Annotated in this window: 15 protein-coding genes; 8 read left to right on the top strand and 7 right to left on the bottom strand. The window is 57.2% G+C overall.

Annotated features, from left to right (window positions below):
- Window positions 1-11: 11 nt before the first annotated feature.
- From ACDI13_RS13375 to ACDI13_RS13355, 5 genes are read left to right on the top strand one after another with little or no spacing between them, the layout of a single operon-like run.
- Window positions 12-518, top strand: a complete 507-nt coding sequence (locus ACDI13_RS13375) for a formate dehydrogenase subunit gamma (RefSeq protein WP_316989224.1) — start codon at window positions 12-14, stop codon at window positions 516-518.
- The gene (locus ACDI13_RS13370; RefSeq protein ID WP_316989225.1) at window positions 515-2,083 is read left to right on the top strand and encodes an NADH-quinone oxidoreductase subunit NuoF; all 1,569 of its coding nucleotides are present in this window, start codon (window positions 515-517) and stop codon (window positions 2,081-2,083) included. The genes ACDI13_RS13375 and ACDI13_RS13370 overlap by 4 nt, the downstream gene beginning before the upstream one ends.
- 13 nt (window positions 2,084-2,096) lie before the next feature.
- Entirely contained in the window at window positions 2,097-5,018 is a 2,922-nt protein-coding gene (gene fdhF, locus ACDI13_RS13365) for a formate dehydrogenase subunit alpha (protein ID WP_316990960.1), read from the top strand.
- A 31-nt stretch (window positions 5,019-5,049) separates the two neighbouring features.
- Window positions 5,050-5,916 carry a formate dehydrogenase accessory sulfurtransferase FdhD gene (gene fdhD / locus ACDI13_RS13360; protein ID WP_316990959.1) on the top strand — a complete coding sequence of 289 codons (867 nt, stop codon included), beginning with the start codon at window positions 5,050-5,052 and terminating at the stop codon, window positions 5,914-5,916.
- Window positions 5,913-6,164: a formate dehydrogenase subunit delta gene (locus ACDI13_RS13355; RefSeq protein WP_316990958.1), complete on the top strand. Its 252-nt coding sequence runs from the start codon at window positions 5,913-5,915 to the stop codon at window positions 6,162-6,164. Before fdhD ends, ACDI13_RS13355 begins: the two co-directional genes overlap by 4 nt.
- 159 nt (window positions 6,165-6,323) lie before the next feature.
- Here ACDI13_RS13355 and ACDI13_RS13350 read toward each other — a convergent pair whose 3' ends face one another.
- The 3 genes from ACDI13_RS13350 to ACDI13_RS13340 all read right to left on the bottom strand — a co-directional run bounded on the left by ACDI13_RS13350 (window position 6,324) and on the right by ACDI13_RS13340 (window position 8,119).
- Window positions 6,324-6,785, bottom strand: coding sequence for a universal stress protein (locus ACDI13_RS13350; RefSeq protein ID WP_316990957.1), 462 nt, complete (start codon window positions 6,783-6,785; stop codon window positions 6,324-6,326).
- Between the two features lie 87 nt (window positions 6,786-6,872).
- Window positions 6,873-7,214: a TIGR01244 family sulfur transferase gene (locus ACDI13_RS13345; RefSeq protein ID WP_316990956.1), complete on the bottom strand. Its 342-nt coding sequence runs from the start codon at window positions 7,212-7,214 to the stop codon at window positions 6,873-6,875.
- 146 nt (window positions 7,215-7,360) lie between these two features.
- Entirely contained in the window at window positions 7,361-8,119 is a 759-nt protein-coding gene (locus tag ACDI13_RS13340) for a ChbG/HpnK family deacetylase (protein WP_372372477.1), read from the bottom strand.
- Between the two features lie 60 nt (window positions 8,120-8,179).
- Here ACDI13_RS13340 and ACDI13_RS13335 point away from each other — a divergent pair, with 60 nt between their 5' ends.
- Window positions 8,180-8,557 carry a GtrA family protein gene (locus ACDI13_RS13335; RefSeq protein WP_316990954.1) on the top strand — a complete coding sequence of 126 codons (378 nt, stop codon included), beginning with the start codon at window positions 8,180-8,182 and terminating at the stop codon, window positions 8,555-8,557.
- Here ACDI13_RS13335 and ACDI13_RS13330 read toward each other — a convergent pair.
- Both ACDI13_RS13330 and ACDI13_RS13325 read right to left on the bottom strand, forming a co-directional pair.
- Complete coding sequence (locus tag ACDI13_RS13330; RefSeq protein ID WP_316990953.1) at window positions 8,496-10,166, bottom strand: glycosyltransferase family 39 protein; 1,671 nt, start codon at window positions 10,164-10,166, stop codon at window positions 8,496-8,498. The genes ACDI13_RS13335 and ACDI13_RS13330 overlap by 62 nt on opposite strands.
- A gap of 125 nt (window positions 10,167-10,291) precedes the next feature.
- Window positions 10,292-11,311, bottom strand: a complete 1,020-nt coding sequence (locus ACDI13_RS13325; protein WP_316990952.1) for a glycosyltransferase family 2 protein — start codon at window positions 11,309-11,311, stop codon at window positions 10,292-10,294.
- Window positions 11,312-11,653: 342 nt separating this feature from the next.
- Between ACDI13_RS13325 and ACDI13_RS13320 the strand changes: the two genes are divergently transcribed.
- Window positions 11,654-12,058, top strand: a complete 405-nt coding sequence (locus tag ACDI13_RS13320; RefSeq protein ID WP_316990951.1) for a group III truncated hemoglobin — start codon at window positions 11,654-11,656, stop codon at window positions 12,056-12,058.
- Window positions 12,059-12,060: 2 nt separating this feature from the next.
- Window positions 12,061-12,513, top strand: a complete 453-nt coding sequence (locus tag ACDI13_RS13315) for an Rrf2 family transcriptional regulator (RefSeq protein WP_316990950.1) — start codon at window positions 12,061-12,063, stop codon at window positions 12,511-12,513.
- A gap of 76 nt (window positions 12,514-12,589) precedes the next feature.
- On the opposite strand, the gene serA is transcribed toward ACDI13_RS13315, so the two are convergent.
- The gene (serA, locus tag ACDI13_RS13310; RefSeq protein ID WP_316990949.1) at window positions 12,590-13,798 is read right to left on the bottom strand and encodes a phosphoglycerate dehydrogenase; all 1,209 of its coding nucleotides are present in this window, start codon (window positions 13,796-13,798) and stop codon (window positions 12,590-12,592) included.
- 218 nt (window positions 13,799-14,016) lie between these two features.
- Window positions 14,017-15,018: a cytochrome-c peroxidase gene (locus ACDI13_RS13305; protein WP_316990948.1), complete on the bottom strand. Its 1,002-nt coding sequence runs from the start codon at window positions 15,016-15,018 to the stop codon at window positions 14,017-14,019.
- Window positions 15,019-15,086: the final 68 nt, after the last annotated feature.

The following is a 15,086-nucleotide window of genomic DNA, read 5'->3' as shown; positions in this document are numbered from 1 at the left end:
GCACACAGGACATGCAAACATCCCCTCATACCCAGGAGCAGGACCTGTCCGGTCTGACTCCTGTAGAGGTCGCCTTGCAGGCCGTGCAGGAGCACGCCGGCCAGAAAGGTAACCTGTTGCCTATTTTGCACACCATTCAGGACCGGATTGCCTGTATTCCCGAGTCCGTGGTGCCGGTGCTGGCCGAACAGTTGGCTCTGTCCCGGGCGGAAATCCATGGCGTTATCTCTTTTTACACCCACTTCCGCACCCAGCCCCACGCGACTCATACCCTGGAAATCTGCCGGGCTGAGGCCTGTCAGGCGCGGGGCGGGCTGGAGCTGACGGCTCATGCCCGTCGCCGCCTGAACTGCGACTTCCATGAAAACAGCGACGATGGCCAGTACACGCTGGAGCCTGTCTACTGTCTGGGCCTCTGTGCTCAGTCCCCCGCCGTCATGCTCGATGGCGTTCCCCATGCACGCGTCACCCCCGAAAAACTGGACGCCCTGCTAAGCAGCCAGGAGGCGCAGTCATGAGCACCATTACCGTTTACGTTCCGCGCGACACGGCGGCGGTCGCCATGGGCGCCCATGAGATTGCCCAGCAACTGGCGACCCAGGCTCAGGAGCGCGGTCTGGATGTGCAGATTGTGCGCAATGGCTCGCGCGGTTTGCTATGGCTGGAGCCCATGGTGGAAGTGCAAACGGCAGAAGGCCGTGTGGCTTACGGCCCTGTCCAGACTGAAGATCTGCCCGGTCTGTTCGACGCTGGTTTCCTGCAAGGCGGTGCACATAAGTTGTGCCACGGTCTGACGGACGCCATCCCCTACCTGAAGAATCAGGAACGCCTGACGTTTGCTCGCGTGGGCATGATTGATCCGGTCAGCGTGGCCGACTATCAGGCCTGTGGTGGCTTTGAAGGTTTGAGCAAAGCACTGGCCATGGAGCCTGCCGCCATTGTGAAAGAAGTGACCGACTCCGGCCTGCGTGGTCGAGGCGGGGCTGCTTTCCCAACCGGTATCAAATGGAACACGGTACTGAACACCCCGGCACAGCAGAAATACATTGTCTGTAATGCCGACGAAGGCGACTCGGGCACGTTTTCTGATCGCATGCTGATGGAAGGCGATCCCCTGTGTCTGGTAGAAGGCATGACGATTGCTGGTCTGGCCGTCGGTGCGACCTATGGCTACATCTATGTGCGTTCCGAATACCCGCTGGCCGTGCAGGCCTTGAACGAAGCCATTGAGGCAGCGCGCGCGGCGGGCTGGCTGGGCAAGAACATTCAAGGCAGCGGCTGCGAGTTCGATCTGGAAGTACGCAAGGCAGCCGGCGCCTATATTTGTGGTGAAGAAACCGCTCTGCTCGACAGTCTGGAAGGCAAGCGCGGCATGGTGCGTGTGAAACCGCCTCTGCCCGCCATCAAAGGCTTGTTTGGTCAGCCTACGGTCATCAACAACGTAGTGTCCCTGGCTTCCGTGCCCGTGATTCTGGCCAAGGGTGGTGCCTACTACCAGAACTACGGCATGGGCCGCTCGCGTGGCACGCTGGCATTCCAGTTGACCGGCAATCTGCAAAACGGTGGTCTGGTGGAAAAAGCCTTCGGCGTTACCCTGCGCGAACTGCTGTACGACTACGGTGGCGGCAGCGCCAGCGGTCGTCCCTTGCGGGCAGTACAGGTTGGTGGCCCCCTGGGGGCCTATCTGCCCGAACACCAGTGGGATGTCCCGTTGGACTACGAAGCCTACATGAAGATCAATGCCATGGTCGGTCACGGTGGTCTGGTGGCCTTTGACGACACAGTGGACATGGCCCACATGGCGCAATACGCCATGGAGTTCTGTGCCATCGAATCCTGTGGCAAATGCACCCCCTGTCGCATCGGCTCTACGCGTGGCGTGGAGACCATCCAGAAGATCCGTCGCCGCGAAGACATGGACAACCATGTCGAGCTGCTGCGCGACCTGTGCGACACCATGTTCTCCGGGTCCTTGTGCGCCTTGGGCGGCATGACCCCTTATCCCGTCCTGTCCGCGCTGGAACACTTTCCCCAGGATTTTGGACTGGCCCCGCAAACCGAGCAGGACCTGGCCAAGGTCTAAGACGGAGATCACCATGAAAGAAACAGTCGCCGTACGCGAACGTGACCTGGGCACCCCAGCCTCGACCCAGACCGAGATGGTCAACCTGACCATTGATGGCAAATTGATTGAAGTGCCCGTTGGCACTTCCGTGATGCACGCCGCCGCCTTGGCGGGCATCAATATTCCCAAGCTGTGCGCTACCGACTCGCTGGAAGCGTTTGGCTCCTGCCGTCTGTGCCTGGTGGACATTGAAGGCCGTCGCGGCCACCCTGCTTCCTGCACCACCTTGGTGGAGGAAGGCATGGTCGTCCAAACCGAAAACGATACCCTGCACAAGCTGCGCCGCAACGTGATGGAGTTGTACATCTCCGATCACCCGCTGGACTGCCTGACCTGTCCCGCCAACGGCAATTGCGAACTGCAAGACATGGCCGGTGTCGTGGGCCTGCGCAGCGTGCGTTATGGCTTTGATGGCGCCAACCACCTGGACGACAGCACCGACAACTCCAACCCTTACTTTGCCTACGACTCCAGCAAGTGCATTGTCTGCAACCGCTGTGTGCGCGCCTGTGAGGAAGTTCAGGGCACCTTTGCACTGACCATCGACAAGCGCGGCTTTGAGTCGCGCGTCACTGCCGGTCAGAACAACGATTTCCTGGGCAGCGATTGTGTGTCCTGTGGCGCTTGCGTTCAAGCCTGCCCGACCTCCTCCCTGATGGAAAAATCCGTCATCGATCTGGGCCAGCCCGAGCACGCCGTCATCACCACCTGTGCTTATTGCGGTGTGGGTTGCGGCTTCAAGGCCGAGATGAAGGGCGACAAGGTCATTCGCATGACGCCCTGGAAAGACGGCAAGGCCAACCGTGGTCATGCCTGCGTGAAAGGCCGTTTCGCCTGGGGTTACGCCACTCACCAGGACCGTATCCTGAGCCCCATGATACGCAAGAGCATTACAGACCCCTGGCAGGAGGTGTCGTGGGACGAGGCCATCCATTACGCCGCCTCCGAGTTCCGTCGCATTCAGGATCAACATGGTCGTGACGCTGTGGGTGGTATTACCTCCTCGCGTTGTACCAACGAAGAAACCTATCTGGTGCAAAAGCTGGTTCGTGCCGCCTTTGGCACCAATAACGTGGACACCTGCGCCCGCGTGTGTCACTCCCCGACCGGCTACGGCCTGAAGATGACCCTGGGTGAGTCCGCCGGTACGCAAACCTTTGACTCGGTGATGCACACCGACGTGGTCATCGTGATAGGGGCCAACCCCAGCGCCGCCCACCCCGTATTTGCATCGCGCCTGAAACGCCGCCTGCGCCAAGGTGCCCGCCTGATCGTGATTGACCCGCGCCAGACCGAACTGGTCAGCTCGCCGCACATCCAGGCCGACTACCACCTGCCCCTGCGCCCCGGCACCAACACCGCCATCCTGACCGCCATGGCTCACGTTATCGTCACCGAAAATCTGGTGAACGAAACCTATGTGGCCGAACGCTGCGATACCGCCGCCTTCAATGAATGGCGCAGCTTTGTCAGCCAGCCCCAGAACTCGCCAGAAGCCATGGCCGAGATCTGTGGTGTGTCCGCCAACGACATCCGTGGCGCCGCCCGTCTGTACGCCACCGGCGGCAACGGCTCGATTTACTACGGTCTGGGCGTAACTGAGCACAGCCAGGGTTCCACCACCGTAATGGCCATTGCCAACCTGGCCATGGCGACCGGCAACGTGGGCCGCGAAGGCGTGGGTGTGAACCCGTTGCGTGGTCAGAACAACGTGCAAGGCTCCTGCGATATGGGCTCCTTCCCGCACGAGTTCCCTGGCTACCGTCACGTCTCGGACACCAGCGTACGCCAGCAGTTTGAACAGGCCTGGGGCGTGTCCCTGCAATCCGAGCCTGGTTTGCGCATTCCCAATATGTTCGAGGCCGCTCTAAGTGGCAGCTTCAAGGGTCTGTACTGCCAAGGCGAAGACATTGTTCAGTCTGACCCGAACACCCAGCACGTGGCTGCCGCCATGGCTGCCATGGAGTGCGTAGTAGTACAGGATCTGTTCCTGAACGAGACCGCCAAGTACGCCCACGTGTTCCTGCCCGGTTCGTCCTTCCTGGAAAAAGACGGCACCTTCACCAACGCCGAGCGTCGTATTTCGCGCGTACGCAAAGTGATGGAGCCCAAGGCTGGCATGGCTGACTGGGAAGTCACCTGCGCCCTGGCCCGTGCGCTGGGCTACCCCATGAACTACGAGCACCCCGGCCAGATCATGGACGAGATCGCCCGCCTGACCCCCACCTTTACCGGCGTGTCCTACGATCGCATCCAGGAACTGGGTGGCAGCGTGCAATGGCCTTGCAACGAACAAGCCCCTGAAGGCACCCCCACCATGCATATCGACGAGTTCGTGCGTGGCAAGGGCCGCTTCATGCTGACCCAATACGTGCCTACCGAAGAGCGCAGCAGCCGCAAGTTCCCCTTGCTGCTGACCACAGGCCGCATCCTGTCGCAATACAATGTGGGCGCACAAACCCGCCGTACCGACAACGTGGCCTGGCATGCGGAGGACTTGCTGGAAATTCACCCGGTGGATGCCGAAGATCGTGGCATTCGCAGTGGCGACAAAGTCTCGGTCAAGAGCCGTGCGGGCGAGACTGCCTTGCGTGCAACGGTGACCGAACGAGTGCAGCCAGGGGTGGTCTATACTACTTTCCACTTTCCCGAGTCGGGCGCCAACGTGGTCACCACCAACAACTCGGACTGGGCAACCAACTGCCCCGAGTACAAGGTGACAGCGGTACAGATTCAGCGCGTCACGTCCGAGTCGGCCTGGCAAAATCGCTGGAACCGTTTTCACGATATTCAGCAGCGTCTCCTGCAAGGCGAGACCGTCCCAGCCGAGGATTTGGCCCAGACGGATCACAGCCACTCGCATGAGCATGCCGAGGCCGTCGCGAAAGTATGATGCGTCCCAATAGGCCCTAAGGAGTTGCCACGTGAGCCAGGCAGATTTTCGTGATGCCAGCGCCCCTGCCACCGTATGGCGGCAGGCGCGTACCCCAGCACAAACACAAGCTGACACCCTGCCCCAAGAGGATCAGGATGCGCTGGCGCGCGAACAAGCCGTGGCTCTGGAATTCAATGGCATCAGCCATAGTGCCTTGTTATGCAGCCCCAGCGATCTGGAGGATCTGGCTTACGGATTTTCCATGACCGAGGGCATCATCCGTACGGCTGACGATATACGCGGCGTGGATGTGCTGGAAAGCGAACGCGGCAGCTTGCTGCAAATCGAAATTGCCAGTGCCTGCCAGCATCAGCTCAAGGCGCGTCGCCGCCAGTTGGCCGGTCGTACAGGCTGTGGTTTGTGTGGTCTGGAAAGCCTGGACGAGGTACGCCGACAGCTACCCCGTCTGAATACTCCCGAGCACAGCCCCGATGCTGCCGCCATCTTCCAGGCGCTGGATGCCTTGCGCTCCAGCCAGCCTTTGCATCAACTGACGGGGGCTACCCACGCCGCTGCCTGGTGCAATCTGCAAGGCGATATCCTGGCCGTGCGCGAGGATGTAGGCCGCCACAACGCGCTGGACAAGCTGCTGGGCCACATGCTGCGCAACAATATTGATCCCCGCTCTGGCATGGTGCTGATCTCCAGCCGTGCCAGCTTCGAGATGGTCCAGAAGGCCGCTGCCATGGGCATCAACTTTGTGGTGGCCGTCTCCGCCCCCACCGCCTATGCCGTGCAGATTGCCGAGGAACTGGGAGTCATGCTGGCTGCCTTTGCCCGTGACCGCAGCTTCACGCTGTACAGCCATCCCCACTACCTGAATTCTGCCGAGTCACACTCGGCCACATCACCATGAACATTGTTCCTTTGATTCCCATGGCCAACCAGATCGGCCAATTCTTTGAAACCCTGAGCAATCGGGAGCAAGGTCTGCGCGAGATTGCAGAACACATTCAGAAGTTCTGGGACCCACGCATGCGCCGGTCCCTACTGGATTTTGTGCAGCAAAATCCCAGCGGTAAAAGCGAAGATGGGGAGCTGTTGCCTATTGTCTTGCAGGCAGTCGTCACCCATAAACAGCAGTTGGAGCCACGCAGCCAATAAAGTGGACTGCACGTGTTTGCCACGGTGATGCTCAAGATCTATCGCCACTAAAAGCCAGCAAAAAAACCACCTGGCAAGCGCAATACACACAGCCACTGACAAAATACATCGCACATAAAAAAACCCGCTAAGCGGGTTTTTTTGTGGGCTGAACAACGATTAATCGTTTTCTTTGACGCGATACACCAATACGGTGTTCTTGGCCATATTCAGCACCTTGATGGTCACGCTACCCAACAGCAGGCGGGACAGACCACTACGGCCGTGACTACCGATAAAGATCAGGTCGCAGCCTTCCTGCTCGGCAACCTGCACAATACCATCGGCCACGTTAAAGTTGGACACGGATTTACCCGTTGCCTTGACACCAGCAGTCTCGGCACGGTCCAGAATCTGTTGCAGGTACTTCTGCGACTGTTCTTTGGCGGTCTTGTCGTAGTCCTCGTCGGTAATGGCGTAGGCAGCAGCCATTCCATCAAAACCAACTGTGGCGGCAAAAGGCTGCGTCACGTGCAAAGCCAAAACCTCGGCGCCCATTTGGCGGGCGAAGGTCACGCCTTTGTTGGCAGCTTGGGAAGAGAGCTCGGAACCGTCAGTTGGAATCAGAATTTTCTTGAACATGGCATAACCCCTTTGAATGGAGACAAATAGCTTACCGCTGCATACACGCATAGGACAAGCTAGTACAGACCTGAACCTTGAGCCAGGTCAGGATTCGTTCAATGCACGAAACAATACGGCACAGCGAGTACCTGTGCGGCAATAAGCCAGAGTCGGGCCTGGCAAAGCTTCAAGCAATTGACCAAAACGGGCAACATCAGCAGACGTAATGGCGCTACCCACAACGGGCTGATACTCCACCTGCAAGCCCGCTGCCTGGGCTGCCTTCATGACATCTGCCGATAAAGGCTGATCGGGACCACCCTCGCTATCGGGACGATTGATGATGACACTTTTAAAACCAGCATCGGCCACGGCTTGCATGTCCTCTCCCGATAACTGCGGCGCAACGGCCAATTGCTCGGTCAAAAACTGATGTGGGAAGGACATAAACACTCCTGAAATCGGAATAAGCAAAAAGCACTGAAAGGAAAAATAGTATGTTCCTCCCCAGGAGTACGCAAGCCCCTTTGTCCTTGGCCTGACTGGCCACCCAGCCAAGCAGGCCAGCCTGCACATTGCCTGCGGACGCGTGCTCAGGCAATACGCAGGCTGTATTGATCCAGCCATTGCTGCATTTGAGCTCCTGCCAACACCTCGTACTCCGCCTGACGTTGCTGGCCCACAGGATCGTCCTGCACGCGACTCAGAGAAGGATGGCACATCATGCTGTCGCCATGCTGCATCACCGCCAGCCAGGCCTGGACCAAGGCGCCGTAGCGTTCCCTACCCCCCTGGAAATCGTACACGCCGGTAAAGCTGCTATTCAAGGTAACGCCCTTGGCTCTGGCCAGACGTCGCAACTCCTTGGAACCTAGCCCGGCGATAATCTGTGCCTTGAATCTGTCTTTAAAGGCAAAACCCGTCGTCAGACGCTGGGCGCCGGTGTAGCGCAGCCAAGGCATGGAAGCCGCATAACGACGCTCCATCTCTGCCAGCAAGGCCTCACGAATCATGGGTAGCTGATGCACATGCTGATGCCCGTCGATATAGTCCGGGCCCTGCCCCATCACCGCTTCAAAACGATCCAGTTGGCGGGCCACGCTCTCCTTGATCTTCCGACTATCCAGACGATGCAACAGACTGCGGATAATCACTTGCTTGAGCGGCATGGCATACACGCCCGCCTGGGAAGCAAACTCGGTAAAATTCAGGTGCAAACCTTTTTGCAAGGTGCTCTGGCGCAGTGCCGGTGCATTTTGCACAAAGCTGTCCCCATCGACCAGACAGGATGTTCCTGTCAGGCGTCGGGCCTGGGCCAATGTCAGTATGGCCTCGTCCACAGCGGGGGCCATGCCAAAATCATCCGCGCATATACTGATCTGCCTGTCCTTGGACACTGCTCGCTCCGCTTTATGTCTCGTCAAATCATTCTGTTCATACTGGTCGGCACCTTGGCCGCCTTCACGCACTGGGGCATTGTAATCGCCCTGGTACAGGCGCTGAGCCTGTCTCCGCTGCTGGCCAATCTTTTCGGCTGGCTGATCGCGTTCCTGGTGTCTTTTGGTGGCCACTACTGGCTGACATTCCGCGCCCAGAATGCCCGTTTTCTGCCAGCTCTGGCACGGTTTTTCCTGGTGTCCGCCGCTGGCTTCGCAGTCAACGAAGCCAGCTATGCGTTTTTACTGAATCACTCCGGCCTGCGCTACGACGTACTACTGGGCCTGATTCTTATCGGCTTGGCCGTGCTGACGTTTCTGGCAGGGCGGCTTTGGGCGTTTCGTCGCACATAAGCTCGTACTCATCATGGTCAAAGCGCCACAGCGCGATACGCTGATCGTCATACAGACGCTGGGCATGGTTGAGCACCTGGCTTTGACGGACGGTATCTGGCGAACCGATCAGCCAGACTACCGCTTTGCTGTCCCGACATAGTTGCTGACGCAAGGTTTCCCGGTCTATCAAGGTCATCGCCCCACGCTGCGGTTCAAAACGGGCCGCTTCCAACAGCTCTTTACGCCAGTTATCAGTACGCATGATTTCCGGATCATCCCAGCGTCCCATGACGCTGATGTTCTGCAAGTCCGGAACGTAAAAACCCAGGTCGTAGCGGTAGTTATTCAGAAAGACGACCCGGTCACCCTTTTGATACTCACTGGCCAGTACACGGCCCAAAGCCTGGCTGTTGACCTGTGGGCGCAGCATCATTGTCACCACGGCAAGCGCGCAAATCGCGACACAAACACCCAAGCTCCAGACCGCAAAGCGCTCTACCTTGGCTTCCCCATCCCGCTGGCCGCGGCGAATCACCGCATCCGCCAGGAAGAACGCCCAAGGGCCAATCGCAGGCAAGACATAGCCCACCAGCTTGGACGCAGGAATGGAAAAGAAAATCAGCACGGTCAGCAGGGCAGACAGCATCAAGCCACGTATCGCTGCCAGACCATCGGGAGTACTGGCAGAACCACGAAGGCGCCTGAACAGGAAGGGTGTCCAGCCCAAGGTGGCGACAGGCATCAGGGCAAAGTAGAACCAGAAAGGTTGAGGGTTATTGAAGCCCGTTTCCAGAAAACGCTGGAAGTGCTGGTAGACGATGTAATAGTCAAAAAAACCGGGGTAGCGGGCCTGCATGGCCCACATCCAGGGCGTGGCGACCAGCAACAAGACTCCCAGGCCGGTGAAAGAAAACAGACGCAGCAAGGTACGCCACTGTCCTCGGCCCAGCAACCAGAACACCAGAATGCCGCCAGGAATCAAAATCCCGATCAAGCCTTTTGCCAGAAACGCCAAACCTGCCGTGGCATACAGCCCCATTAAGGCCCAGCGATAGGGGCGCCCCTGCTCCATCTGCAAGGCAGCGTGGCCACCCAAGAGCACACAAGTGCTGATCAAGGCGGCAACCGTCATGTCCAGATTGGCGTAATGGGAGGCTCCAAACAGCAATGGGCTGCTGGCCAGAATCAGAGCCGTCCAGCCCGCATGTTGCTGGCTGGCATGGCGCTTCAGGAAGGCATGCATACCGACAATCAACAAGGTCGCCATCAAGGCAGGCACCAGACGCGCGGCGATAAAATTCACACCCAGCACTTTCAGACTCAAGGCAGTGAGCCAGTAATGCAGGGGGGGTTTATGGAAAAACGGCAAGCCGTCCAGACGCGGCACCAGATAGTCTCCGGACTCCAGCATGGACAGGGCCACGCCGACATAGCGCCCTTCGTCCGGAATCAGCAAGGGATACGTGCCCAGGGTCAGCGCAAACCACAGCAGCGCCAGCAGGCCCACGACCAGGCTAGAGCGTGTGCCCAGGTTTCGTACGCCTTGCCCCAGCCAGTAGGCTGGGCCTCGCTCGCGCCCAAGTGGCAAGGTTACACCAGCAGGGGGAAAAGAATTCTCGATACTCATCGTCTATCGCCAAACCAAAAAGGGTTAGGCAGCCACCTTCGTGGCTGTCAAAACGATTCAGAATATCGATGTAGCGTCCAATTTCACTTGAAAGCAGAACAGCCACTCGCCGACTGGACTTACCCTCAGTCCTGCTGTTGCGTCTGGCTCTGGATACTGCCTTGGTCCGGGCTGTGAGTGGGTTTCTGATCCGGAGCCAAGCCCTGCCCCCGGCGACGATGCACCAAGTACAAAGGCCGGTTCTTGACCTCGGCAAAGATGCTGGCGACATACTCGCCGACCACACCCAGCGAAAGCATATTCACCCCCGCAAAGAACAGCACCACTGTAATCAAGGTGGTCCAGCCCCGTACGGCGTCTCCATAGATCAAATGCTTGAAGATAATGAACAAACCGTAGCTGAAAGACAGCATGGCCAGCACCGCCCCCAACAAACTCAACAAGCGCAGCGGCCAGGTGGTAAATGCCGTCAAACCATCCACGGCAAAGCGCAATAGCTTGGCAGGGCGGAATCGGCTGACACCATGCAAACGCTCGGCAGGGGAGTAATAAATAGGCTCGGACGGGAAACCCACCCAGGCAAACAAGCCTTTCATGAAACGGCTGCGCTCGGGCAAGGCCATCAGGGCATCGACGACACAGCGATCCATCAAGCGAAAATCGCCGGCATCACGAGGTACGCGTAAGCCATTGGAGGTACGCATCAGCTTGTAGAACACACTGGTGCCCACACGCTTTAGCCAAACTTCGTCCTCGCGGGTTTCCCGTACGGCATAGACCATTTCCAGTCCAGTAGACCAACGCTCCAGCATGGTTGCAATCAAAGCAGGAGGATGCTGCAAATCCGCATCCATACACACGACTACCTGCCCGCGACTGGCCGCCAACCCTGCCGTCAACGCCGCTTCTTTGCCAAAGTTGCGTGATAACTGCAAATAAACCAATTCGGGGTAAGTGTGACGCAATTGCTCTATGACCAAAGGCGTTGCGTCGGTGCTGCCATCGTCAACAAAAATGATTTCAAAAGCCGGCACCAGCTCACGCAACGTCGTCACCAGAACAGGCAACAATGCGGGCAGGTTCTCTGCTTCATTCAAACCCGGGATAACGCAAGAAAGTGTCTGCGCCTGTCTCTTTGTAATCATTATTTCTTGAGCACCATGCTGTAACAAAATAGAGGGCTAACCAACAAAAAGTAATCGTAGCGTGCCAGCCCAACTCGTGCAATTTACCGACAGTGCTGCTTGCCTTAACAAAAAACACTGCTCTAGATCATCAAGCTCTCCAACCACCACCTTTCAAGGAAAAACACCTGAAACACTACATCCCTACTCTGAAACTTGGATTCAGTGTAGGGAGGCAGGCGTTGAATCCGCGTGAAATCCAACGTGCAATCGCCCCTGATTCAGCCATTTTCTTTCTGGCTTGACCCCGGTAAGCCCTGCCAATAAGATAGATAAAATATATATCTTTAAATTAAAAATATCATGACGCTCAACGCTTTGTGTACCCGCCAGGAAATTCATGACCTGGTCTGGGACTTTTATGATCGCATCCGCATGGACGAAGTCCTTAGTCCGATTTTCTCCGAACGCATCAAGGATTGGGATACGCACCTGGGAGTGATGGAAGAATTCTGGTCATCCCTGCTGCTCAAGACCGATGGCTTCAATGGCAACCCCATGGCCAAACACTTGTCACTGCAGCACATTCAGGCCAGCCACTTTGAACAATGGCTGCGTCTGTTCAAGGAAACCTGTCAGGAACGCGAGAATCAGGCCATGGCCAAGTTGGCGTTGGAGTACGCACAGCGTATCGCCCGCAGCTTCTGGTTTGGCTACCAGTTCCAGCACAATCCCACCAAAGTGGCCAGCGAACTGCAACTGCCCTGATCATGCGCCTGACCAACCTGACCGACTACGCTCTACGTCAATTAATGTATCTGGGTCAAAATGAAGACAGGCTCTGTACCATTGCGGAAATTGCCCAGTACCACCAGATATCCCAGGCCCACCTGATGAAAGTCACCCACCTGCTCGCCAAAGGCGGATGGATTCAGACGCAACGGGGGAAAAATGGCGGTATGCGGCTGGCACGTACGCCCGACGACATCAACCTGGGTGAGCTGGTGCGCTACACCGAAACGGATTTGGCCGTCGTGGAGTGCTTGGGCAGTGGTACCCACTGCATCCTCAGTGGTCGCTGCAATCTGAGCAATATCCTTAAACAAGCACTGGCGCAGTTTCTGAGCTATCTGGATAACTACACCTTGCGCGACATTATTGTTCCGGGCAGCAGCCCAGAGCAAACCATTTCCTGGCCCACCAAATCCATGCATTCGGCCTGAACCCCAAGGCACGCATAACAAACGGCCCCGGATTCCAGCGAATCCGAGGCCGTTTGTTGACAGTCTGGCTCAGGCTTTAAGCCGGAAAAATCAAATCGCTGCGTATAGTACTCGAGTGGGCACGCACAGCGTCCAACAGATCCTGTTCTGGCACACGATCCAAGTCCGTCATGGCATAGCCCAGCTCACCTTGTGTTTGCAACTGCTGACGAGTGATGTTGATGCCGTGCTGAGCCAAAAGATTGTTCAGGCCACCCATCGCGCCGGGGACGTTGCGATGGACATGCAGTAAGCGCACGGCACCTTGGATGTCGTAGTACGACACCTCAGGAAAGTTCACTGCACCCTTGGTGGCACCACTACGCAGGTAACTGACCAGTTTCTCAGCCACTTCACGGCCAATGTTTTCCTGCGACTCCTGGGTACTACCACCAATATGCGGCGTCAGAATCACATTGGGCATGCCAATCAGCGGGCTCTTCAAGGGCTCGTCCACGCTTTTCGGTTCAGTGGGAAATACATCCAGCGCCGCACCAGCCAAATGACCACTGACCAGAGCCTGATGCAAGGCGTCAATGTCCACCACCGTGCCACGCGACGCGTTGATCAGAATAGAACCGGGTTTCATGGCAGCGATAGTTTCAGCATTCATGATGTTATGCGTACCCTGCCCACCTGGGACGTGCAAGGTCACCACATCGGACTCGGCCAGCATCTGCTTGAGGCTGCCGTAAACACGGGCATTGCTCAATGGCAGTTTGGACTCCACATCGTGATAGAGCACGCGCATCCCCAAGGCTTCGGCCAGAGTACCGACCTGAGAACCAATATTGCCGTAGCCAATCACGCCCAAGGTTTTGCCACGGATCTCGAAAGCGCCATCGGCACTTTTGTCCCAGAAGCCCTGGTGTACGCGCAGGTTCTTCTCGGGGATACGACGTAGCAACAGGATGGCCTCACCCAGCACCAGCTCGGCAACCGAGCGGGTATTGGAAAACGGCGCATTAAAGACCGGTACGCCGTGGTTCTGGGCCTGATCCAGATCCACCTGGTTGGTACCAATACAAAAACATCCCAGCACTTTGAGCTGGTCTGCGTGTGCCAGCACCCGGCTGTCAAACTGGGTACGGGAACGAATTCCGACCACTTCGGCGCCTTTGACAGCGTCCAGCAGCTCCTGACCCGACAAGGCTCCCTTGTAGGTCTGAATATCGGTCAAACCCGCAGCCTCAAAAACTTCACGGGCGCTAGGATGAATGTTCTCAAACAGGACAATGCGACTCATGATGGTTCCAGTCATTGAAATAGTATCTAAATGGTACTATTTTTTTAGCCAGCCGGATCGAGCATCAACAATAACAGCAGGGGCTTGATCGTTTGAACATACAGCAAAGCCTTGAATCCACGGCCAAATACAAAAACCCAGGCTTGGATAACGCGATCCAAGACCTGGGTCACCTCAAGGTGGCCTAACTCATGAAAGGCCGCCTGGACAGTCTGCTATCAAGAACCAAATGGCACCGGACGTGGCGTGTTGTCGCGTGAAGGTGGCAAGATTGGCAGTGTGATTTCAGGCTGCTTACCCGTCAGCGTTTTCAGGAACGCGACGATCTGGGCATTTTCCTCTGCAGAGAAACTGCGACCCAACTGCAAACGACCCATTATATCCACGGCTTCAGTCAAGGTATTAACCGCACCGTCGTGGAAGTAGGGGTAGGTCAGCTCCACATTACGCAAAGTAGGAACCTTGAAGTTGAAACGGTCCGCATCCTTGCCTGTCACAGCCGCGCGGCCTTCGGCAGGATTGGTGGTTTGATAAGGCTCGATCAGCCCCATTTTCTGAAAGGACGTACCACCCAGGTTGGGGCCGTTGTGGCAAGCGACGCAACCGCTCCCTTTGAACAATTGATAGCCAGCCAGCTCCTGATCCGTAATGGCTTTCTTGTCGCCCTTCAACCACAGGTCAAAACGCGAATCAGGCGTCACCAAGGTTTCCTCAAACGCGGCAATGGCGGAGGTAACTTCATCAATACCAAAATCGGCCTTGCCAAAAACCTGCTTGAACTCGGCCTTGTACTCGGGGATGGAGCTCAGGAACTCCATGGCCAGTTCGTGCGTGAACGCCATTTCCTTGGGGTTGGCAATGGGGCCACCGGCCTGCTCTTTCAAATCACTGGCGCGGCCGTCCCAGAACTGGGCCAGATTCAGGCTGGAGTTCAAGACAGTGGGCGAGTTGATGGGGCCTTCCTGCCAGCGGTCACCGATGGAGGTACGGATATTGTCGGTACCGCCCATGCTCAGGTTGTGACAGGAATTACAGGAGATAAAGCCCGAACGGGACAAGCGGGGTTCAAACCACAGCTTTTTACCCAGCTCAACGCGCGCCGGATCGCTGACAACCGCGGCGGGAATGGGCTGTACGGGTTCATTTTCCTGGGCTTGTGCAGCACTGCCGAGCAGTAAACCAGCGGCCAGAGCAGAGAGTGTGAACAGGCGTAATTTCATAACAACTTCCTTATGGGATGACAGAGCTTCCTGCCAGTGAGTAGTCCGGGTAGGACCCATAACCCTGC

Origin of the sequence: Alcaligenes faecalis (genome assembly GCF_041521385.1) — a bacterium.
In the GTDB taxonomy this organism is placed as follows: domain Bacteria; phylum Pseudomonadota; class Gammaproteobacteria; order Burkholderiales; family Burkholderiaceae_B; genus Alcaligenes; species Alcaligenes faecalis_E.
Note: the sequence above shows the minus strand (reverse complement) of the source record. Positions and strands in the feature narration are given on the sequence as shown.